Source organism: Pedobacter sp. PLR (genome assembly GCF_026239675.1).
Lineage (GTDB): Bacteria > Bacteroidota > Bacteroidia > Sphingobacteriales > Sphingobacteriaceae > Pedobacter.
Window position 1 is genome coordinate 118,818 of sequence record NZ_JAPIVQ010000008.1, and the last position, 21,985, is coordinate 140,802.

The following is a 21,985-nucleotide window of genomic DNA, read 5'->3' on the forward strand; positions in this document are numbered from 1 at the left end:
TGAATTTATTTAAGCGTTACTCCTATTCTGAGGGCTTTTAATCCCTCTACTCCTTGCAATTCTTCAATATCCAGATACTCCAGGTCATCGTTCAACAAACCAATCTCCTGAAGCGTTTTGATATATCCGAGATACTCCCTGGCTTCCCAGCTGTTGAAATAGACGATGGCTATTTTTCCAGGTTGGGTAATGCGCTCAGTAGTATCCTTTACATGGGCTTTATCTATTCGTTTTTTGACCATCTGGTAGCGGATATTATAGCTACCTTCTACATCAAAGCGTTGTTCATCGATCCTGAAACTGATGTCAATCAGCTTCTCATAGACGAAAATCAATTGCGTAGTTTCCAGTGGTAAAGAAAAGTAAGGGGCTAAACTATGACTGGTTTGTGCCACTTCTGCCAGTACTTTCAGCTGTTTCAGCCGGAATTGATAAAGGATTTCCTCCGAAAAATCGGTATCCGGGGCAATAGAACGACCTAAATAGATGTCAAATTCTACCCCATCGGTGCGAAACTTTTCAAAATAACAAGGATAAATCTCCTGAATTTCTCTGTTAAACACATCTAAATGCCTGGTTACTGCCAGATTGATCATCTGAAGGCTCTTTTCGTACCTGTCGCGGTGCTCATAGCTTTTTCCGTCTACAGCAGTCCAGGTAAAGTACTCGTCTATAATCGGCTTCAGCTCCGGATGGGTGTCTTTTAAATGCACTAAAGCCGAAGGAATCTGCCTTTGGAGGTAATCTTCTGTTTTGAGAATCTCGCGGTCGGTCAGGTCTTCAAACCTGGATTGACTCCAGATTTCGTACTTTTTAGGAAGCTCATCTTCCAGCGATTCACATACTTTCTTTTTAATGATATCCAGTGTCTTTTGAAGCATTTCAAAATGCACACTCAGGTCTTTGCGGACTGCCATATTTCGCAATATGCTGGAATTCCTGATGTCTACAGCCCCATAAAAAGGGTGTACATTCTTAAAGAAAACCTGTTCTACAGGCAGGTTACGCTTTTTTCCGCCAGAGCGGAGGTAATGATAAGCAGCCTCATTGAAACGCCATTGTACGGAAGGCTGTAAGGCCGTAAACTTATCGGTTACAATCTCCGCGATTTCCTGATTGAAATCGGCGATAATATTTTGATATAGCTGTGCTAATAAAGGAAAAGCAAGGTCTAACTTGGTGAGGGCATTGCCATTAAAATGACTGGATTCTTTAGTATACAATTCCAGGCAGCCTGCCAGTTTCGCATTATAATACAAAGGAAATAAAGCATAGGACTTGATTCCTTTTGCCCATAACAAACGAAGTATCGGATATTTCTCCTGTTCTTCGGCTGTGATTTCTGGAAAGATCAATGTTCTTGGATGCTTTAAATAGTCCTGTACCAGGTCAAATTCTTCCTCATCCTTCCATCCGGCCTCTTCAGCCAGCTTGATCAGGATGCTATGAAAGCCAGACTTTTCATTGATCAGAAGCTTATTATTTAACTTCAGATAAGGCAGCAGACCGAATTCCAGATGCTCAGACCCTGCCAATGCTTTTAGGGCATTACTGATCTCCTTACCATAGTTTACGTTCTTTGATTCGTGATGATCAATCATCACATTCTTAATCGATTCCAGCGCATACTCCCCTGTTACATCGGTTAAGGTTACGATAGAAATACCCTCAACCGTGAAAATGTCAGGTGGGATCAGCTTAGTCAGTATATCGAGGGTATTGGTCTCATCCTGGATATAATCCTTCACAATATTCAGGTCATACTCCGGCAATTCCACATTTGCGGTAATCGTAAGAAACCGCGTATCCACATTTAAGCGGTAATATTTAGTCAGTTTTGTTTCCGGATCAACAATTGAATTTACCGTAAACTCGTTGGCTGTTAATGAAAAGTTATAAAAACGGTGCAGCACCATATTATAAAATGCAGACAGCAGGCTTTTCTTCATTTCTGATTTTGAAGGAAGTGACAGGTCGGCTTTTAAGGTGCAGGTAGAAGGCTCCAGCAATACGTTATAGAATGCGTTGGTACCATAATGAAAGCAAGGCATCAATGGGGTACTAATCGCCCAGAAATGTTCTTTTTCTTCGTTAATAATAGGTGATAATGCGGTATAAATCAATTCAAACAAGGTATTATACTTCCGGACATTCTCCATTGGAATGGGATCCTTCAGCTCAGGATATTGTTTAAATTGTTCAAGAATATAGCGGTAGAAGTTAATTTTCGCAGTCTTTTCAGTATTTGCCTTCTCTTCCACGAAAGTGATAAACGGCTGCAAAGACAACTTAATCTCTGCTCCCAATGGGGGACGTTCTTTTAAGCCAGTAATACTATTGTTCAAATCCAGCGTGATAGCTTGCATTTTTCGTGCTGTTTATTGTTTTACTTTTTTACTGATGTCGTGTATTTAAACCTAAGGATATTTCCATTGGTCAGTTCATCCCCTTCGTTGGAAATATACAAGTTCATATCTTTATCAAAAGCTATGCCTTCCGGTTGATTGTATATGGAAGAATTCAGGCGGTGTACTTCTTTTACTTTCCAGTTTTCATCTGCAATAACTAATAGTTTATTGGCGGACGCGAGGATGTACCATTCTTTTGTCTTTGTATTTTTCGCTAATGCCGAAGGACTCAGACTTGCTTTTAACTTCGGATTGAGTGCTTTTAATTGCTCCAGGTCAATGCTGAAAGTACTTTCCGGGATCAGGCTGTCTAATTTAGACTCGTAGTTTAACACATAACCTGTTACGGTTTTCTTTTTCTTATCTACCGGACATGATTTACACAAAACATAGACTTTATTGGTTTCCGGATCGGCATATAAACTTTCATACTCCCCTTTAGGCACCAATTTCTTATGTATTTTCAGCTGCTCTGTCTTTTCTTTTACCGTTTCCGAAAAAGGAAAGGAATAAAGCTGGCCGTTACTTTTTAGGACGAATACCTTTTCACTGAAAATAGCGATGTCTTCATAATCACCTTTACCCGCAAAACCAACATTCTTTTGCTGTTTGACACCCCATTTTTGGCGAAATACACTACCTTCTTCATCTTGTATGGAATAGATGGTATCTGGTAAACCTTTATAAAAGGCAATTCCTGAGATTTCCAGCAAGCTTTCCGGCATATTGAATTTCTCCGGATGCTCCAGGTCATAACCTACTGGATTACTAAATTTTGAAGCAGCGGGTTTACACGCATAAAACGCGATTAATGCCACAAGAGGCATTATATATAATAATTTAGTATAGATTCTTTTCATAAATATAGGTCCATTTACTCCTTATTAAACGCTTGTAACAAATGATAAATAGCTTCCTGAGAACGTATTGCAGGCGAACCATTGATTTCTTCATTCTGCAGTTTGCTGTTGATATTTACGGCCTGAATGTTATCTTGAAGCTGCAAGGTAATAATTTCCTTCATTAGACGTTTCAATTCTGCGTCATATAAAGGGAAGCAAACTTCAATTCTGCTGTAAATATTGCGGTTCATCCAATCTGCAGAGCCCATATACATTTCTTCATGGCCATTATTGTCAAAGATAAAGATCCTTCCGTGTTCCAGGAAACGATCTACAATTCTTCTTACCCTAATGTTTTCACTGAGCCCTGGTTGTCCGGGAACCAGGCAGCAGATGCCGCGGATGATCAGCTGTATTTTGACTCCTGCCTGTGAGGCCTCGTATAATTTAGCGATCAGGATCTGCTCTTCCAGGTTGTTCAGTTTGATCGTAATCGCGGCAGGTAAACCTTGCTTCGCATGGGTTAATTCGCGTTGAATCAGGTCCAGGAAATCTTTATGCAGGTTAAACTGCGCAACCAGCAGGTGCTTAAAGTCAATTGGCTCTTCTACCAGGGCGGTCTTATCTTTCCTGCTCAAAAAATCAAACAGCAGTTCCAGCTCCTGCAACATCGGCTGATGAGCAGTCAGTAAGATATGATCAGTATAGAATTTAGCGGTACTTTCATTCAGGTTTCCGGTAGCTAAAAGCCCCAGATATTGAGTTTCTCCTTTGATCATCCTCTTCACCAGGGCAACCTTAGCATGAACCTTAAGGTCAAGACTACTATAGATGATCTTCACCCCTGCTGCTTTCATTTGTTTGGCCCATTTGATGTTATTTGCTTCATCAAATCTGGCTTTCAGCTCAACCAGCACGACCACCTTTTTACCGTTTTTAGCAGCGGTCATCAATGCGTTTACAATTCTTGAATTGCGGGCAACCCGATATAAAGTTACATAGATCTCGTTGACATGGAGATCATTCGAAGCTTCATTGAAAAAGCGCAATACCGCATCGTAGTTCTGATAGGGGACATTGACCAGTATATCCTTACGGAGCATATGGTCGAATAAAGTTTCTTTTTCTGCAATCTTTACTGCCCTTGAGGCTGGCCATTTGGGATAGCCAAAAATGGTTTCATCTAAAGGAAAAGCGCTGAGGTCTTTCAGGTTATGATAGCTTCCTCCCTGTACTAGAGCTGCTTTTTGCAGGTTTAGTGCATAAATGACCCGGTACAGGTTTCTTAAGGGGATTCCCGGCTCAAAAAGAAAACGGGTAGCAAAGCCAAAATCACGGGCTTCCAATTGTTTTTCAAGGGCAATAGTAATGTCTTCGGAATAATCCTGGCCGATTTTTAATGCGGCATTACGGGTGATTTTAAGGTTATAAGCCCCCTGAATTTTATCATCAGGGAATAAGTAAGAGAGATTATATTTGATGATATCTTCCAGAAAAACCACGTACTGCGCTCCATCAAGCGGAATCGCATATAAACGTTGTAAATCTTCGGAAGGAATACTGATCAGCTCCATACGCTCCTCTCCTGCGGGGTTTCGCAGCACAACCACCTGATAGAGCTTGTTATTTTCAGCAAAGAAATCTGCCAGTCCCCGATCAATACATTCCGAATGGATATAAGCCAGTACCTCATTGAAAAAGAGTTCTGTTACCTTTCCGGAAATAGCCGCTGGAATTGGTTTATTATACAGCCAATATACCTTTTGAGCTTCCAGTGCAGGTAAAATCTGTGTTCCGATAATCTCGCCATAGCGTTGTTGCTGTTGATCTATCTTCGCTTTTGCCAGCTCATAATCCCACATCATAACGGGCATCCTCACCCGATAAAATTCATCAAGATTAGAAGAATAGATCGACAGGAAGCGGATTCTTTCTAAAATGGGTACTGCCGGTCTTCCTGCCTCCATGAGCACGCGCTCATTGAAGCTCAGCCAGCTTAAATCCCGGTTAAAATAAACAGCATCGTCCATATTGACTTATAAGGTAACTAAAACTGATGCCGTAATAAAGGCCAGTACAGAGGCGATAATTCCAAACATAAACACATTATAGGCAACCCTTAAAAGGCGGTATTTACGACCTAAAACCACACCCTGAGCATATAAATCCCGGATCAGGCTTCCATAAAGGAAATCACGGTCTTCCATCATTTTCAGCATCCCTCCTTCATATTCCGGAAGAGACATTCTATAGAAATTACCGAAGAACAAGAGGTTTACTCTTTTCTGAGCGATATCTTCAGGAGTAAATACCCCTTTTGGAATGGATGGACGGGTAGCTAAAATAGAGAACACCATAGTCACCACACAAATGATCAGTAAGATCAAAGTGGGAATGATTAAATGTGGGTTATCTTCCAGTTTCCGCAACAGGATACTCAGTATCACCGACAGGATAATGGAGTTGGTGGAAATCATAATATGCGCCTTATTATCCGCCATATCACTCAACCTCTGGTGATTTCCGGAAGTGATCCTGAACATGGTTTCAATTCCTTTATCAGGGCGGTCACTCTTTTTCTTTTTTTCTTTTTTTACTTCCAAAGGGATCGTCTTTTCCGTTATAATAGTCGGATTTGCTGAGATTAATACCGAAGGATTCTCCACTACCTTTTCTGCTGCTTCGGCTTTATTCTCCAGCGCGGCCAGATTTTCTGCTTTTTTTGCATTCAGCAGTTGTTGACAATAGGCCGTATGGTAATGGTGTGTTTTAAACAATTGAATGGTTTTCAGTCTCCATTCATCTTTATCCAATGCTTTAGCACAGAAAGCTTCCGCTTCCTTACGCATCAGTTTATTTCTTTCTTTAAAGCTATCGCTTCCTAAATGGTACAAATCAGCATCACATACAATTTGCTCCAGTAAACTTTCCGGTTGCTGAGGCATTTTAGTGGCGAGGATACACTTCACTATTTTAATATTCACCTCCTCACTAACGCCCTTTTCTTTTAAAAAGTCACCTGCAAGACCCGCTCCACTGGCTTCATGATGTGCACAATCGAAGAAATATCCCAGATCGTGAAACCAGCTTGCAGCAGCCACCACGAAGAAATCTTCATCAGTAAGTTGGTAATGGTTTGCAATTTTGACGGCATTTTCTACCACTTGTTCCGTATGATTTAAGTTGTGGTAAATCAGTCTGGAATCACTTTGTGCCTGAAATACACTTGCTACATGTAGCCTTAACTGATCTAATATCTCCCTGTAATTCATGCAGTATTTATTTGTTTTTCATTCATAAAACAATTTGTTCTATTTGTGGTTGATCATATAAATATGAGGGTTTTAATTTTCATATTAAATAGAAAGTTTAAAAGATGTCATTACGAACGTTTTTCTGATTTATATCAGGGCATAACGTGACCATCATCATATTTAAACCTGGGGGGAAGATAGAACTTTGACAGCATCAATTTGCCCCTATGATTAAAGAAAAAAACATAGCCCAGGAAACCCAATGTTATCATTGTGGTGATGATCTTCCAAATACGCCTTATCTACTGGACAGCAGATCTTTCTGTTGCCTGGGCTGTAAAGGTGTCTATCAATTGCTTTCGAATCACAACCTGGGTAACTACTACGCGTACAACGATGTACCCGGACAAACACAGAAAAACACCAGCTCACATTTTGAATACCTGGATGAAACGGCTATTGCCGCGAAGTTAGTGGACTATAGCGATGATAAGGTGAGTGTCATCACACTTTATATCCCTGCCATTCACTGTAGCTCCTGTATCTGGTTGCTCGAACATTTACATCAGATCAATCCTGGTGTGATGCAATCCCGGATTGATTTCCTTAAAAAGCAGGTGGTCGTCACCTTCAAAAATCAGGAGCTATCCTTACGGAAACTGATAGAAATCCTCGCTTCTATTGGTTATGAGCCCCTCATCAGCCTACAGGATGTGGTCAAAAAACAACAATCAGATCATTCGGAAGGCCACCTGATCCGCAAAATTGCCGTAGCAGGTTTTTGCTTTGGAAACGTAATGTTGCTGAGCTTCCCGGATTACTTCGGATTGAGTGCGCTGGAACAAGAGTTCAGGACCTTCTTTGGCTGGCTAAACCTGGCCTTTGCGGTCCCTGTAGTATTCTATAGTGGTCGTGATTATTTCATTTCTGCCTGGACCAACCTTAAAAACGGCATTTTAAACCTTGATTTTCCATTGGCTTTAGGGATTGCCGTGATGTTTATCCGCTCAATAGTGGAAATCATAGGTAATACCGGAGCTGGATTTGTAGATACGCTTTGCGGACTCGTGTTCTTCCTGTTGATCGGGAAATGGATGCAGCAACATACTTACCATCACCTTTCATTTGAAAGAGATTACCGTTCTTATTTCCCCGTTGCAGTCACCCTGATCGAAGGAGAAAAAGAAAAACCACTCCCATTAAACGAATTGAAAGTAGGCAATAGAATCCTCATCCGCAGCAATGAAATCATTCCGGCAGATGCCATCTTATTAAAAGGAGAAGCAGAAATGGACTATAGCTTTGTAACCGGAGAATCTATACCGGTGCAAAAAATACTGGGTGAAGTCGTTTATGCGGGCGGAAGACAATTAAAAGGGGCAATTGAGCTGGAAGTCGTCAAGCCCGTATCCCAAAGTTACCTCACTCAACTGTGGAATAACGAGGCCTTTTTTGGCGACAAAACCATGATCAGGACCTTTGCTGACAGGGCCAGCAAGTATTTTAGCATCATTTTACTGAGTATCGCCATTGGCGCCGCAGCCTGGTGGATGCTCCATGGTGACCCGACAAAAGCAGTGGCTTCTTTTACTGCAGTCCTGATTATCGCCTGCCCCTGTGCCCTGGCTTTAAGCTCTCCTTTTACCCTTTCAGCCGTACTCAGCATCTTCGATAAAAACAAGTTTTACCTTAAAAACACTGCTGTAGTTGAAGAACTGGCGCGTATCAACACCTTTGTTTTCGATAAAACCGGGACCATTACCAATCCGGAAAACACAGGTTTTACCTTTGAAGGAGAGATTACAGACGAAGAAAAACAATGGGTAAACGACCTGGCCAGGAACTCGGGTCACCCTTTAAGCAGGGAGCTGGTGAAATGGCTGAACAGACCTTCCAGATATACAGCTGTAAAATACATGGAAAAGGTGGGCCGCGGAATTACAGGTAACATCAATGGAAATGAACTGAAACTGGGTAGTGCTTCTTTCCTTGGCTTAAAAATGAAGACTCCTGCACAAGGTGCCGCTGTTCATATCATTATCAACAACAGGTACCTGGGGTTTTTCTGCTCCAAACAACAATGGAGATCCGGATTTAAAGACCTGATTTTCAAACTGGGAAAAGATGCAGATTTACACCTGTTATCCGGCGACCAGGATCAGGACAAACAAACGTTGATCCCCTTCTTTCCAAGGGCACAGCAAATGCATTTTGCCCAGAGTCCGCAAAACAAGCTGGATTACATCCGTAACCTGCAGTATTCCGGAAGAAAGGTACTCATGTTTGGCGACGGGCTGAATGATGCCGGAGCTTTAAAACAAAGCGACCTGGGTATTGCGGTAACCGATAACATCAACAACTTCTCCCCTGGTTGCGATGCCATTCTGGACGGTGCTGGTTTTCAAAAGATCCCTATGTTTATCAAACAGGCAAAAGATGCCGTAAAAGTGATTCACATCAGCTTTGGGATCTCACTGACTTACAACGCAATCGGCTTGTATTTTGCCGTACAAGGCATGCTTTCTCCGCTGATTGCAGCGGTATTGATGCCGATTAGCACCATCACGATCATCCTGTTCACCAGCATTGCAGTGCGACTGTATGCCAAAAAAAACCAGCTCTTATGAACATCCTCTACCTCCTGATCGGCTTTAGTATCCTATTGGCTTTGATTTTTCTTGCCGCTTTTTTCTGGGCCAGCAAGACGGGTCAAAATGACGACACCTATACTCCCGCCGTCCGGATTCTCTTTGATGATGAGCTTCCTGATCAGAAGGAAGAGATAAAAAGTGATGAAGATCACACATAGCCACAATTGATGTCATTCTGTACCTAAGCACACCGACCTAATTTTACATCCATAAACAAGCAATCCAATTTTTAACATGACTGAAAAATTTTACTACGACAACAAGATCGTCAGGAACTTCGCAGTAGCCACTATTATCTGGGGCATCATCGGAATGACGGTCGGATTGCTCATTGCCATGCAGCTCTTCAAACCTGCATTAAATATGGGCTCCCAGTACACAACTTTCGGCCGGATCAGGCCGCTACACACCAATGCAGTAATCTTTGCCTTTGTAGGGAACGCGATTTTTATGGGTGTTTACTACTCTCTCCAACGACTCCTCAAGGCGAGGATGTTCAGCGATGTCCTCAGTAAAATACATTTCTGGGGCTGGCAGCTGATCATCATTTCGGCGGTCATCACCCTTCCGTTAGGCCTGACCTCTTCCCATGAATATGCAGAGTTAGAATGGCCGATAGACATTGCCATTACGGTGATCTGGGTTGTGTTTGGTGTCAATATGTTTGGTACCATCATCAAAAGAAGAGAGAAACACATGTATGTGGCCATCTGGTTTTACATTGCTACTTTCGTTACCGTTGCGGTTTTACATATTGTAAACTCCTTCCAGCTTCCGATATCCGCATTTAAAAGTTATTACCTGTATGCAGGTGTACAAGATGCACTGGTACAATGGTGGTACGGACACAATGCGGTGGCTTTCTTTTTAACCACGCCCTACCTGGGGATGATGTATTATTTCCTTCCTAAAATGGCAAATCGCCCGGTTTATTCTTATAAACTGAGTATTCTCCATTTCTGGTCCTTAATTTTCATTTACATCTGGGCAGGACCCCACCATTTATTATATACTTCTTTACCGAGTTGGGCACAATCGCTTGGTGTGGCCTTCTCGATCATGCTGATTGCACCAAGTTGGGGCGGGATGATCAACGGATTGCTGACGCTTCGTGGCGCCTGGGATAAAGTAAGAGAAGATTCCAGACTTAAATTTATGGTGGTCGGAATTACCGCCTACGGTATGGCCACCTTTGAAGGACCAATGCTTGCTTTAAAACAGATCAATGCCATTGCCCATTATACCGACTGGATAGTTGCACATGTACACGTTGGCGCGCTTGGCTGGAATGGTTTCTTAACCTTTGGTATTTTATACTGGTTGATTCCAAGAATCTACAGAACGGAATTATACTCTAAAAAACTGGTTTCTTTCCACTTCTGGATTGGAACATTAGGTATCCTTTTCTATGCAGTGCCTTTATATTTCGCGGGTTTCACCCAGGGATTGATGTGGAAAGAGTTTACAGAAGACGGAATGCTACGTTACCCGAACTTCCTTGAAACGGTGATCCAGATTCTTCCTATGTACGTGCTTAGAGCTATTGGTGGCGCATTATATCTGATCGGTGTAATTGTGATGACTTACAACTTAATCAAAACTGTGCGTTTAGGTAAACTTTTAGCAGATGAGCCGGCAGAAGCGATGCCAATACCCGCAGATTATGTTCCTCAGGGATCTGAGAAAAAATTCCACAGGGTGCTGGAACGTAAACCAATGGTTTTCATGGTACTTTCCTTAATTGTCATCCTGATTGGTGGTATGATTGAAATGATGCCGACGTTCACGATCAAATCGAACATTCCGACCATCTCTACCGTACAACCTTATAGTCCGCTGGAATTACAGGGACGTGATTTATACATCCGCGAAGGTTGTGTGAATTGTCACTCTCAAATGATTCGTCCATTCCGCTCAGAAACGGAAAGATATGGCGAGTACAGTAAAGCAGGGGAATTTGTATACGACCATCCGCATTTATGGGGTTCTAAACGTACCGGTCCTGATTTACAACGTGAAGGCGGTAAATATGGTAACGCATGGCATTATAATCACATGCTGGATCCGCAAACGATGTCGCCGGGTAGTATCATGCCTCCTTATGAGTGGTTGATTACGCAGACGCTGGATACCACCACCACCATCAGCAAGATTAATGCGATGCGGACTTTAGGTGTTCCTTATGCCGAAGGTTATGAGCATAAAGCAAACCGCGCCCTGGACAAACAGGCCAAAGCGATTGCCGCAGACCTTAGACAGAACAATATCAAAGTAAAAGATGATAAAGAAATCATTGCGCTGATTGCCTATCTGCAACGCCTGGGAATAGACATTAAAGCACAATAAAACCTAAACAACAAAACTATGTTTAAGCAATTTTTAGATCAGGTAGAAGGAAGCCAGGTGTATTTAATCACCTCCCTTGGCATATTCCTACTCTTTTTTATCCTAGTCGGCGTGCTCCTCCTGACCATGAAAAAAGAAGAAATAAAATATATGAGTGAATTACCTTTAAAAGACGATGAACAATGACAGATTTACTAATTTGGGCCCTACTATTCACTGCAGTACTTATACTTGTAGTTTCCATACTGGTATTGAGGGTCATCAAAATCTACATCAGGGAAACTCTTCATCCCACCAGATTCGCGTCTGAAGAAGAAAGGGAAAAATACAGACTGGAGCAAGAGCAACTTGCAGTGGAAAAAGTGGAGAAACCATCATTCTGGACCAAATTAATGGGATTGAGACCTATTTCCGAGGAGAAAGACATCATGATGGAACATAAATTTGATGGCATTGCGGAGCTGGATAACCCTACTCCTGCCTGGTTTATGGTCTTGTTTTACGGAACGATCATTTTTGCCATCGGATATATGCTCAACTACCATGTTTTTGGCTGGGGAAAATTACAGGAAGAAGAGTATGCAGTAGAACTCCGCCAGGCGGAAGCAGATCGCATCGCTTTCCTTCAGAAGCCTGGTTCGGGCGGTCCTAAGATCAACGAGAACAACATGGAAAAGAGCGACGATCCGGCAATGATTCAAAAAGGAGCTGCTTTATTCAAAACAGTTTGTACACCTTGTCACGGAGAACATGGCGAAGGTGGCGTTGGCCCCAATTTAACAGATGAATACTGGTTGCATGGCGGAACTCCAAAAGACATCTTCAAGACCATTAAATATGGTGTTCCTGAAAAAGGAATGGTGGCCTGGGAGAAATCTATGAACGCCCAGCAAATATCAGACATTACCAATTTTATCCTTTCTATACAAGGAAGTAATCCTGCCGGTGCGAAAGCTCCTCAGGGCAAAAAAGATTAACTATGTCACAAAGCCCGGATCATTTCAGAGATCAGATCTCCACTTTAACCGACGACGGACAGGCCCGCAAATGGCTTTATCCGAAGGTGATTAAAGGAAAATTATATCAGTACCGCTCGGTGGTCAGTTATTTTTTTCTGACCTTACTATTTGCCGCCCCCTTTATTAAACTAAATGGGGAACAATTGGTGTTGCTTAATGTTTTAGAGCGGAAGTTTGTGTTCTTTGGGGTGATTTTCTGGCCTCAGGATTTCTACCTGTTTGTGTTGGCAATACTAACCTTTATCGTATTCATCGTATTGTTTACAGTGGTTTTTGGACGGGTCTTCTGCGGATGGGCCTGTCCCCAAACCATTTTCCTGGAAATGGTTTTCCGTAAGATAGAAATCTGGATTGAAGGGGATTCCAACAAGCGTAAAAAGTTAGATGAAGGGCCATTAACCCAAGAAAAGTTCTTTAAAAAAGGGTTTAAACATTTGATCTATCTGTTGATTTCCTTCTTTATTGCGAACATTTTCCTGTCTTATTTAATTAGCGCTCCTACCCTGATCAGTATCATCACGGAGCCTGTTTCACTACATTTAAGCGGCTTCATTTCGATCTGTGTATTTACCCTGGTTTTCTACCTGGTGTTTTCCAGGATGAGAGAATTGGTTTGCACGGTGGTTTGCCCATACGGACGTTTACAAGGGGTATTGTTAGACAACCAGAGCATCATTGTAGCTTACGATTATGAGCGCGGAGAACCGCGTGAAAAACGTGTAAAAGGAGCAGTGAATACTGGTGGCGACTGTATCGATTGTAAGCTTTGCGTACAGGTTTGTCCGACGGGAATTGACATCAGGAATGGCACACAAATGGAATGCGTAAACTGTACCGCCTGTATTGATGCCTGTGATATGGTGATGGAGAAAATTCAGCGTCCTACGCGTTTAATTGGCTTCAAATCTGAGGATGAGATTAAATCGAAACAGCCTTTTAAACTGAACAAAAGGGTCTATGCTTATTCCGCTGTTTTATTTGCGCTGATTGCGGTACTTTCCTACCTGCTGATCACCAGAACTGACGTTAAAACTACCATCCTACGTGCCAGCGGAACACTGTATCAAATGAGAGATAAAGAAAAGGCAATAAGCAACTTATTTAATGCAGAGCTGATCAATAAAACCAGCAAAAGCCTGAAATTTGAAATCGTACCGGATGATCCTGAAGTGAAAATTCAGTATATTCAAAAACAAGATACCATCGCTTATGGTGGCGTAGCAAAACTTACTTTTTTTGTGATTATGCCGCAAGGAAAATTAAAGAAATACAAATCAGATATTGGTTTTAAACTGGTGTCGGATGGAAAAGTAGTGGACACATTTGAAACTACCTTCATCGCACCGCTTAATGATTAAAGATATGAAATGGAACTGGGGAACAAAACTGATGATAGGTATGGCTTGCTTTATGAGCTTTATCATCATCCTTGCGATAAAGATGTGTAACAGCAGCCCCGACGCGCTGGTAGACAACGATTATTACGAGAAAGGACTGAATTACGACAAAGAGTACCAGCTTAAAGAACAGGTCAAAACCGACCATGCCAGACCTCAAATCCAGGTCGGCAGCGAAGGGATTATCCTGACTTTTAAAACTGCTGCGGAAGGCAAAATAAATATGGTCCGCACATCGGATAAACGGATGGATAAAGTGATTCAAATCAAGACTGATGAGCAGCATCGCGTAGCAATTCCTTTAACAGGCATTGCAAAAGGCCGCTGGAAACTCATCATCAACTGGAATAGTGCAGGTAAATCCTATTTGGATGAGCAGGAGGTCATGGTAGAATGAGTAATGAAAAACTCGCCTTCATGATTGGATTGTTAGGGAGCGTACATTGCATTGGCATGTGCGGTCCCCTTGCCTTTGCCGTCCCATCCTTAAAACAGGGATGGGCTTTTCTGGTATTGGATAAATTACTTTACCAATTGGGAAGGATTCTTTCTTATTGCTTTCTAGGCCTGATTATTGGTTTAATCGGACAACAATTGTGGATGGCAGGTTTGCAACAGGGCTTAAGCATATTTAGCGGAATCCTCATTGTCATGGCGGCCTGTTCCAGGTTGTTCAAAATTCAGATGCTCAAAAACACCCCTTCGGCATTCCTTAAACCCTTCCATAAGCTATTTGGCTACGCCTTAAAACATAAAGCCAATCATTTGATCATTGGTGTGATCAATGGCTTTCTTCCCTGTGGCTTCGTTTATCTGGCCATGGCAGGCGCCTTAAACACGGGTAGTGTAAGTGGCTCTGCCATTTATATGATCTGGTTCGGCCTGGGCACCTTGCCTCTGATGTTCATTGCTACCCTCAGTATCGGTTTTACCGGTGCTTTAGTCCGTAAAAAGATCAACCGCGTGATTCCTTACTTCATGCTCTTTCTGGGGATCTGGTTTATCCTGAGAGGAATGGAGTTAAACATCCCCTATTTAAGTCCGGCTAGTACAGCGCAGGGCGTTGCAGAATGCAGGTAATTACCTGAAATCATCGTAAATTAGTACCATAATGACAACTACTCCTATAAAAAGAGATATTAAAGATCAGGAAGACATTCGTTTTCTGGTGATCGGATTTTACAATAAAGCCTTAACAGATGAGGTGATTGGACCGGTATTTAAAGCGGCAAACTTCTCTTTGGAAGCGCACATTCCGGTGATGGTGACTTTCTGGGAAACCATCTTATTGGATGTGGTCACTTATAAGGGAAATCCGATGCTCAAGCACATTGCCTTAAACAAAGAAGTACCCTTACATGGCGAACACTTTGAGCGCTGGATGAAAATCTGGGAAGAGACTATTAAGACTAACTTTGAAGGGCCTGTAGCAGATCAGGCGATCTCCAGAGCCTCTTCTATCGGACAATTGATGCAATACAAAATCAAACAGGCGGGTTCTCCCGGGGGCTTATAAAAGAAAATGGCGACCGTTTATCACGGGCGCCAATTCTGACATTTGAGACGTAAAACTAAAATCTTTATCCGGTAAGGCTGAACAATTCTGTTTTTGGCTGATCTGCCCAATACCTGTAATCCAGGGCCATACAGATGTTTCTTAAAAACCTTTTCCCTAATGGAGTAACCCTCAGGTTATCCTCAGAAAGGAATACCAGGCCATCCATGGCCAGCCAGCGCATCCGGTGTAATCCTTCTGAAAACTCCGGAGAAGCTGCTTCCGCTTCCGTCCAGTTGGTATATCCTTTACACATGATGTTCAGAATATGCTTGCGTGTAACCATATCTTCGGCGTTTAACAAGTGTCCTTTTACTACCGGAAGTTGCCCTTCATCCACCATCTTCAGGTATTCTTCAACGGTTTTCACATTCTGAGCGAAAGCAGTCCAGGTATCACTGATAGAAGACACCCCCAATCCAATCATTAACTTACTATATTGATGGGTATATCCCATGAAATTCCGGTGTAGTTTTCCTTTGATTTCGGCTTCATATAAACTATCTGTTACAAGTGTAAAATGATCCATTCCAACATCCAGGTAGCCTCCATTTTTCAATGTTTTACAACCCAGCTCATACAAATCCTGTTTTAACTTGTGGGAAGGAAGATCCAGTTCGGTATACCTTCTTTGCCCCGGTTTAACCCATGGAACGTGTGCATAGCTGTAAAAAGCAATGCGGTCTGGTTTTAGTTTCAATACCGACTCCAGTGTATCAGAAAGTCCCTCAATCCGTTGGTGTGGAAGACCATAAATCAGGTCGTAATTGATGGAGGTATATCCTAAAGCTCTTGCTTTCAAGGTCACCTGTTCTACTTCTTCATAGGTTTGCATCCTGTTGATGACCAGCTGCACCTGTGGATCAAAATCCTGGATACCTAAGCTTAATCTTCGGAATCCTAAGCGGTTTAAGATGACCAAATGTGCATCAGTCGTATTCCCGGGATGTGCTTCAAAGCTAAATTCAGCCTCCTCATGTAAGTCTGCATATTGCAGAATACCATCCATCAGCAGCTTTAAATTCGCCGCACTAAAGAATGTGGGCGTGCCACCACCTAAATGTAATTCCTTAATTAAGGGCCTGGTTACAAAAAGATTCAGGTACAACTGCCATTCCTTCAATAATGCTTCAATATAAGGCGATTCTACTTTATGGTTTTTGGTGATTCTGGTGTTACATCCACAATAGGTACATAAACTTTCACAAAAAGGAAGGTGAATATAAATACTGATCCCCTCCTTGTCATTACTTTCTCTAAAGGATTGGGTAACGGCTTTTTCCCAGTCATTTACGCTGAAATCTGCAGCATTCCAATAAGGGACAGTAGGATAACTGGTGTAACGTGGGGCAGCAACATGATATTTTGAGATCAGATGATTCATACTAATGATGATGAGGTTTGCTATCCGGGTTTAATAAAGGATGCACCTGATCACAGGATCTGGAGCATACACAGGCATTTCCCAGGCACTTCTTTTGCTGCCATTTATCGAGGTTGATAATGGTTTCTACAGCTAATGCCATGGGTAATTCCTTTTCCGAAAGTGCTATCAGCGCTTCTAAAGGAACATTGGCAATCTTTATATTTCTTAAATTGGCAGCTTCCTGATCGATATGATGGGTTGCGGTGGAGCGTGTCGCGATAAATTTCACCCCAAGATCGGCTAACCGGTTGATTACCTGAGCAGAAACATCATCTTCACTGAATACGATTACCGCTTCTTTACCTGCGGCATAAGAAGCTGTTTCCGAACCCAAAGAATTGGATATCAGTGTAATATCGTGTTTTTTATTATTGGCGATGGCCAGTGGTTCTTTTTCAAATGACTTTATGCTATATGCGACAACTCTCATGCTGGTTCGATTTATTAATAATCAAAGTTAGCAGGAAGCAATAGCAGGGGGAATGAGTTAGATCAGTTGAAAAAGTGATTCTCGTCAGTTTTTCATGTGTTGCAGTTTCAATTGATCAAGAACAATGATCTGACTGCCTTTTCTTTCTATGATGCCTTCATCTTTAAAATCACTGAGGATCCGGCTTACCGTTTCAGTGGCCATACCAGCCATCGCTGCCAGGTTATCTCTGGAAACTCTCAGGACCAGTTCGAGCCCTTGTTCTTCCTGCTTGCATAATCTGGCCAATACTTCGGCCATTCGTTTTCTCACAGAATGGTAAGCCAGTTGCAACAACTGCTCCTCTTTATCCTGTAGGTTAGTAGAAATCAATTGAATAAACTGTCGGGCTACATCAGGAAAACGGCTAAGTAAATCATCCATTAAATCTTTTGGCAGCATACATACCGTACTATCCTCCAGCGCTTCAGCGGTTTCTTTGTAGGGTGCATTGAGCAGTAAAGAAGTAATCCCAAAGTAATCCTCAGTGCCATACATTCCGGTGAGCAGCTCCCGTCCATCCTCGCTTAACTTAAAGGTTTTCACCTTTCCATTCATCACGAGGTAAACGCCGGAAACGTTATCCCCTTCATAATATACCACCTGTCTCTTTTTAACGCCACGAACTTTCCTTGCAGCGATTATTTTTTCCAGTTCCTGTAAACCGGAAGTATTACTGAATAAGACACTCAGTTTTTCGAGCGACTGGCTATAAAAAATCTGTTGTTTATCTCTTTTGCTGAGCCTGCTTTCTATGGCATTTAACAATTCTACATCGTCAAAGGGCTTGGTCAGGTAATCATCAGCACCCATTTCCATTCCTTTCCGCATATCCACCCGCTCGGCTTTTGCCGTCAGAAAGATAAAAGGAATGGTTGCCGTTTGTTCATTTTTATGGAGTAAATAAAGGACCCCGTAGCCATCCAGCTCCGGCATCATGATGTCACATAAGATCACATCGGGTAGATGACTCATGGCGAGATCGACTCCTGTCCGCCCGTTAACGGCTTGCAACACGTCGTAATTTGCCAGCTGCAATATCTCCGCAGTACTTTCCCGGATGTCATCGTTATCTTCTATAATGAGTATCAGTGTCTTCTTCATTCGTGTTTTTATTTATTAAAGGACAAAACAAATTTAGTCCCGGTATGGATGGTACTTTCGAAATACAGTTCGCCTTTCATCAGCGATGCATAACGGTGTACAATATTCAGTCCTAATCCTGTTCCCGGGATATTTCCTGTATTATGGGCACGGAAAAATGGTTGAAACAAGTGTTTATGGTCTGATTCAGGAATTCCGATTCCATTGTCTTTTATCGTCACTACACACTGTGTTCCCGTAATCTCGGTATTAAATTCGATAAAAGTGTTTTCACCTGAATATTTAATTGCATTGGAGATCAGATTGATCATACAATTCTTTAACAGATTGGGATCCAGCAGCACCGTGCTTTCCAGTCCGGTATGTTGATAAATGATGTTTTGGTCTTGCTTCGCCATCATTTGCATTTCTTCCGTGATCTCTTCTGCTAGTGTAACCAGATCAAAAGGAGTAAAGGTAGGCTCCACTTTTCCAGCTTCCAGACGTTCCAGAGAAAGGAAATCATTCAATATTGTGGTCAGATTGCTCACCGCATTTTTGATCTTACTGACATGCTTACTGATGTTTTTATTATCATATGGCTCTGCGTACTTATCAATCAGCGAGGCTGAAAGCTGTACGGAACTTAATGGTGTTCTGAATTCATGGGAGGCCATGGATACAAACCTACTTTTCAATTGATTGAGTTCCTTTTCTTTTTCAAGAGAAAGGCTGACCTCTTCTTTTGCTTCACTTAAAGCTGTTACTGTTTTTTTGAGAGATTTCGTACGTTCTTCTACCAGTTCTTCTAATTCGGCAGCGTATTCTTTCAGGCGTTCTTCTGCTTCTTTTTCTTTGGAAAGGTCATGGATAAATCCGGTGTAAATGATACGGTTTTCATACTGCACTTCACTAACGGCCAGGCGAAAAGGAAAAGTACTCCGGTCTTTTCTCAGACCTTTAACCTCTCTGCCTTTTCCAATGATTCTCTTTTCTCCGGTCGATTGATAACGGTGAATGTAACCATCATGTCCGCTTCTATCCGGTTCCGGCATCAAAAAGGAAATATTCTTCCCTTCTACTTCATCGAAAGAGTATCCGAATAACTTTAATGCGGCCGGATTAAGGCTTTCAATTTTACCCCTGTCGTCAATGGTAATAATTCCATCAATAGCAGTCTCAATAATGGCCTTTAATAACCTTGCCTCTTCCATGTTGTACTTTTTACAAATATAATAATAACGATTGCACAGGGCTAATAACCTCAATCATACAAAAGTGTGACTAATATCATGTTTTTAAAATTAAATAGTCTGTTCATTTGCGATTCAAGTACTATTTATCTGATCCAATGAACCATACTTTTCACATCCCCGTCTTAGGCTTAGGCTATTCTATTGATACACCTTTAAAAGTAGCCAGATATGGCATCTCCTCTGTTGTTTCCATCGTAGATGATGAACTGACGGAGCGCATGAGAAAATACCATGAGGAACAAACCGCAGGAACATTTACACTGATCGAAAAAACAGCAGAAGACAGCAGGGCCAGAAGAATTACCGCTTATCTCAACTTACTGGATCTGCAGGTAAAAGATCAGTTTGAGGCCTTAAAAACGCAGTCTTTCGAAGCAGGAACAGACCTCAGTCATTACTTCGAACTGTTGCCTGAACATTCACTATGGAAACACAAATATCAGGAAATGAAAAGCTTGCCGGAGGGCCCGCAGAAAACAGCGGAACAGTCTGAATTGCTTCAGGCTATGGTACCCGGGGCGATAGATGTGAATATTATGTCTAAAGTGGACAAGGTAAATTACAACGCAAATCAGGAAAGTAAAGGGGATGATTTTACGGATGCACTGGCCGCAATGCGCGGTTTCAGCAACAGCACCTTGAATTCTTCGGTGATCATCTCTGCAGGATTAAACCCCCGCTTATATGCTTACATGGAGAAATGCCTTGCCTTTTACCCGAATCATACCGGAGCGTTTTCCAAGAAAATCATTCTTAAAGTAAGTGATTTCCGTTCCGCATTAATTCAGGCGAAGATGCTGGCAAAAAAAGGATTATGGGTATCTGAATTCCGTGTAGAATCCGGACTAAATTGCGGCGGGCATGCCTTTGCTACAGAAGGATTCTTACTGGGCCCGATTCTGGAAGAATTTAAGCAGAAACGCAGGGAACTGGCAGAAGAGCTTCACCAGATGTATAATAATGCCCTGAAAAGCAAAGAAATTGAAGAAATAGCCCTACCTGAGCAACGCATTACTGCACAAGGTGGAATTGGAACCGCTGAAGAACATCAGTTTCTACTCAACTATTACGAGCTGGATGCTGCCGGATGGGGCAGTCCATTTCTATTGGTGCCGGAAGCGACAAATGTAGACGAAGAAACCCTGAATCATTTGGCAACAGCGGTTGCGGATGACTATTATCTGAGCAATTCCTCGCCATTAGGGGTCCTTTTCAATAATTTCAAAAAAAGCACAGCGGAAGAACAACGTCTCCAACGCATAGAAAAAGGACGTCCAGGCAGTCCCTGCACCAAGAAATTCTTATGTACCAATACCGAATTTACTGCAGAACCTATTTGCACGGCATCCAGAGAATATCAGAACCTGAAAATAAAACAACTCAAAGAACAGGAGCTTACGGAAGTTAATTACCAACGCCAGTTTGAAGCCATTACGGAAAAAGTATGTCTATGTGAAGGGCTTTGTGCCTCTACCTATTTGAAAGTTGGCATTTTGAAACCAAAGGAAAATAAGGCCGTCAGCATTTGTCCGGGGCCAAACCTTGCCTTCTTTCAGGGTAAATACTCTCTTAAAGAGATGATCAACCACATTTACGGTCGTGAAAATCTGCTTGCAGATGTTGTCCGTCCGAACTTATTCGTCAACGAACTCAATTTATATGTCGACTATCTGAAAAAAGACATATCCAGTCAGCTGGAAGAAATAACGGCTAAAAAAGATAAGTATTTCAACAAGTTTAAAATGCAGTTGCTGGATGGTATCGCTTACTATCGTGCGCTGATTCCTGAATTAAAATTCCAGGACAGCTTATCTGTTGAAGCTATGTTAAAACAACTGCTAATCGCAGAGAAAAGTTTGGGTTAAACGGCAGAAACACCCCTAATGCAATAAAAGACATATAGCTTTCCCTGGCTTTCATGAAATGCATTTTTTTACTATATTAGTTAAAAAGGAATTTCGATACTATAATCAAAAACACCATGGAAAAAGAAGCTATGAAATCATTACTGGGCATCATTGATCAGCAAGTCAGTTCTTCGATTTTAGGAGGAATGGAAGAAGAGTATGAAGAATTAGAAAGATTAGGATACATCCACATCAACCGGGACCGCGTTCAGCACGCTGCCTCTATCACTCCTGAAGGGATGGAATTCTTATATCACGATAAAGAATAAGACCATATTGTCATTAAATTGTTTTTATTTTTCAAGCCTAAAACTTTTTAATACCAATATCCGTTATATGATCAGTTTGTTTGGTTTAGGTTGATCTGTGGTG

At 42.0% G+C, this 21,985-nt stretch carries 19 protein-coding genes; 11 read left to right on the top strand and 8 right to left on the bottom strand.

What is annotated here, in order from left to right:
* Window positions 1–5: 5 nt before the first annotated feature.
* From OQX61_RS19745 to OQX61_RS19760, 4 genes are read right to left on the bottom strand one after another with little or no spacing between them, the layout of a single operon-like run.
* Window positions 6–2,366, bottom strand: a complete 2,361-nt coding sequence (locus OQX61_RS19745; protein ID WP_265843530.1) for a GAF domain-containing protein — start codon at window positions 2,364–2,366, stop codon at window positions 6–8.
* Between the two features lie 20 nt (window positions 2,367–2,386).
* Window positions 2,387–3,268: an SdiA-regulated domain-containing protein gene (locus OQX61_RS19750; RefSeq protein WP_265843531.1), complete on the bottom strand. Its 882-nt coding sequence runs from the start codon at window positions 3,266–3,268 to the stop codon at window positions 2,387–2,389.
* A 14-nt stretch (window positions 3,269–3,282) separates the two neighbouring features.
* Window positions 3,283–5,280: a polyphosphate kinase 1 gene (ppk1, locus tag OQX61_RS19755; protein ID WP_265843532.1), complete on the bottom strand. Its 1,998-nt coding sequence runs from the start codon at window positions 5,278–5,280 to the stop codon at window positions 3,283–3,285.
* A 6-nt stretch (window positions 5,281–5,286) separates the two neighbouring features.
* Window positions 5,287–6,522: a Pycsar system effector family protein gene (locus OQX61_RS19760; RefSeq protein ID WP_265843533.1), complete on the bottom strand. Its 1,236-nt coding sequence runs from the start codon at window positions 6,520–6,522 to the stop codon at window positions 5,287–5,289.
* Window positions 6,523–6,731: 209 nt separating this feature from the next.
* Here OQX61_RS19760 and OQX61_RS19765 point away from each other — a divergent pair, with 209 nt between their 5' ends.
* The 9 genes from OQX61_RS19765 (at window position 6,732) to OQX61_RS19805 (ending at window position 15,433) form a co-directional block, all read left to right on the top strand.
* Entirely contained in the window at window positions 6,732–9,131 is a 2,400-nt protein-coding gene (locus OQX61_RS19765; protein WP_265843534.1) for a heavy metal translocating P-type ATPase metal-binding domain-containing protein, read from the top strand.
* Window positions 9,128–9,313 carry a cbb3-type cytochrome oxidase assembly protein CcoS gene (gene ccoS, locus OQX61_RS19770; protein WP_265843535.1) on the top strand — a complete coding sequence of 62 codons (186 nt, stop codon included), beginning with the start codon at window positions 9,128–9,130 and terminating at the stop codon, window positions 9,311–9,313. Before OQX61_RS19765 ends, ccoS begins: the two co-directional genes overlap by 4 nt.
* A 76-nt stretch (window positions 9,314–9,389) precedes the next feature.
* Window positions 9,390–11,501, top strand: coding sequence for a cytochrome-c oxidase, cbb3-type subunit I (gene ccoN / locus OQX61_RS19775; protein WP_265843536.1), 2,112 nt, complete (start codon window positions 9,390–9,392; stop codon window positions 11,499–11,501).
* An 18-nt stretch (window positions 11,502–11,519) separates the two neighbouring features.
* Window positions 11,520–11,687, top strand: coding sequence for a hypothetical protein (locus OQX61_RS19780; RefSeq protein ID WP_265843537.1), 168 nt, complete (start codon window positions 11,520–11,522; stop codon window positions 11,685–11,687).
* Entirely contained in the window at window positions 11,684–12,478 is a 795-nt protein-coding gene (locus OQX61_RS19785; RefSeq protein WP_265843538.1) for a cbb3-type cytochrome c oxidase N-terminal domain-containing protein, read from the top strand. The genes OQX61_RS19780 and OQX61_RS19785 overlap by 4 nt, the downstream gene beginning before the upstream one ends.
* A gap of 2 nt (window positions 12,479–12,480) precedes the next feature.
* A complete protein-coding gene (ccoG, locus tag OQX61_RS19790; RefSeq protein ID WP_265843539.1) occupies window positions 12,481–13,878 on the top strand; it encodes a cytochrome c oxidase accessory protein CcoG in 1,398 nt (465 codons plus the stop codon).
* A gap of 4 nt (window positions 13,879–13,882) precedes the next feature.
* Window positions 13,883–14,314 carry a FixH family protein gene (locus OQX61_RS19795; RefSeq protein ID WP_265843540.1) on the top strand — a complete coding sequence of 144 codons (432 nt, stop codon included), beginning with the start codon at window positions 13,883–13,885 and terminating at the stop codon, window positions 14,312–14,314.
* Window positions 14,315–14,334: 20 nt separating this feature from the next.
* Window positions 14,335–14,997, top strand: a complete 663-nt coding sequence (locus OQX61_RS19800) for a sulfite exporter TauE/SafE family protein (RefSeq protein WP_265843541.1) — start codon at window positions 14,335–14,337, stop codon at window positions 14,995–14,997.
* A gap of 31 nt (window positions 14,998–15,028) precedes the next feature.
* Window positions 15,029–15,433: a group III truncated hemoglobin gene (locus OQX61_RS19805; RefSeq protein WP_265843542.1), complete on the top strand. Its 405-nt coding sequence runs from the start codon at window positions 15,029–15,031 to the stop codon at window positions 15,431–15,433.
* Window positions 15,434–15,497: 64 nt separating this feature from the next.
* On the opposite strand, the gene hemN is transcribed toward OQX61_RS19805, so the two are convergent.
* The 4 genes from hemN to OQX61_RS19825 form a co-directional block, all read right to left on the bottom strand.
* Window positions 15,498–16,856, bottom strand: a complete 1,359-nt coding sequence (hemN, locus tag OQX61_RS19810) for an oxygen-independent coproporphyrinogen III oxidase (RefSeq protein ID WP_265843543.1) — start codon at window positions 16,854–16,856, stop codon at window positions 15,498–15,500.
* Window position 16,857: 1 nt separating this feature from the next.
* Window positions 16,858–17,328 (bottom strand): lactate dehydrogenase, encoded by a 471-nt coding sequence (locus tag OQX61_RS19815; RefSeq protein ID WP_265843544.1) that lies wholly within the window; start codon window positions 17,326–17,328, stop codon window positions 16,858–16,860.
* A gap of 84 nt (window positions 17,329–17,412) precedes the next feature.
* Window positions 17,413–18,471, bottom strand: coding sequence for a response regulator (locus OQX61_RS19820; RefSeq protein WP_265843545.1), 1,059 nt, complete (start codon window positions 18,469–18,471; stop codon window positions 17,413–17,415).
* An 8-nt stretch (window positions 18,472–18,479) separates the two neighbouring features.
* Window positions 18,480–19,664: a PAS domain-containing sensor histidine kinase gene (locus OQX61_RS19825; protein ID WP_265843546.1), complete on the bottom strand. Its 1,185-nt coding sequence runs from the start codon at window positions 19,662–19,664 to the stop codon at window positions 18,480–18,482.
* A gap of 137 nt (window positions 19,665–19,801) precedes the next feature.
* On the opposite strand from OQX61_RS19825, the gene OQX61_RS19830 reads away from it, so the two are divergent.
* Together OQX61_RS19830 and OQX61_RS19835 are read left to right on the top strand one after the other, a co-directional pair.
* Complete coding sequence (locus OQX61_RS19830) at window positions 19,802–21,571, top strand: hypothetical protein (RefSeq protein WP_265843547.1); 1,770 nt, start codon at window positions 19,802–19,804, stop codon at window positions 21,569–21,571.
* Between the two features lie 131 nt (window positions 21,572–21,702).
* A complete protein-coding gene (locus OQX61_RS19835; RefSeq protein ID WP_265843548.1) occupies window positions 21,703–21,882 on the top strand; it encodes a hypothetical protein in 180 nt (59 codons plus the stop codon).
* Window positions 21,883–21,985 lie beyond the last annotated feature (103 nt).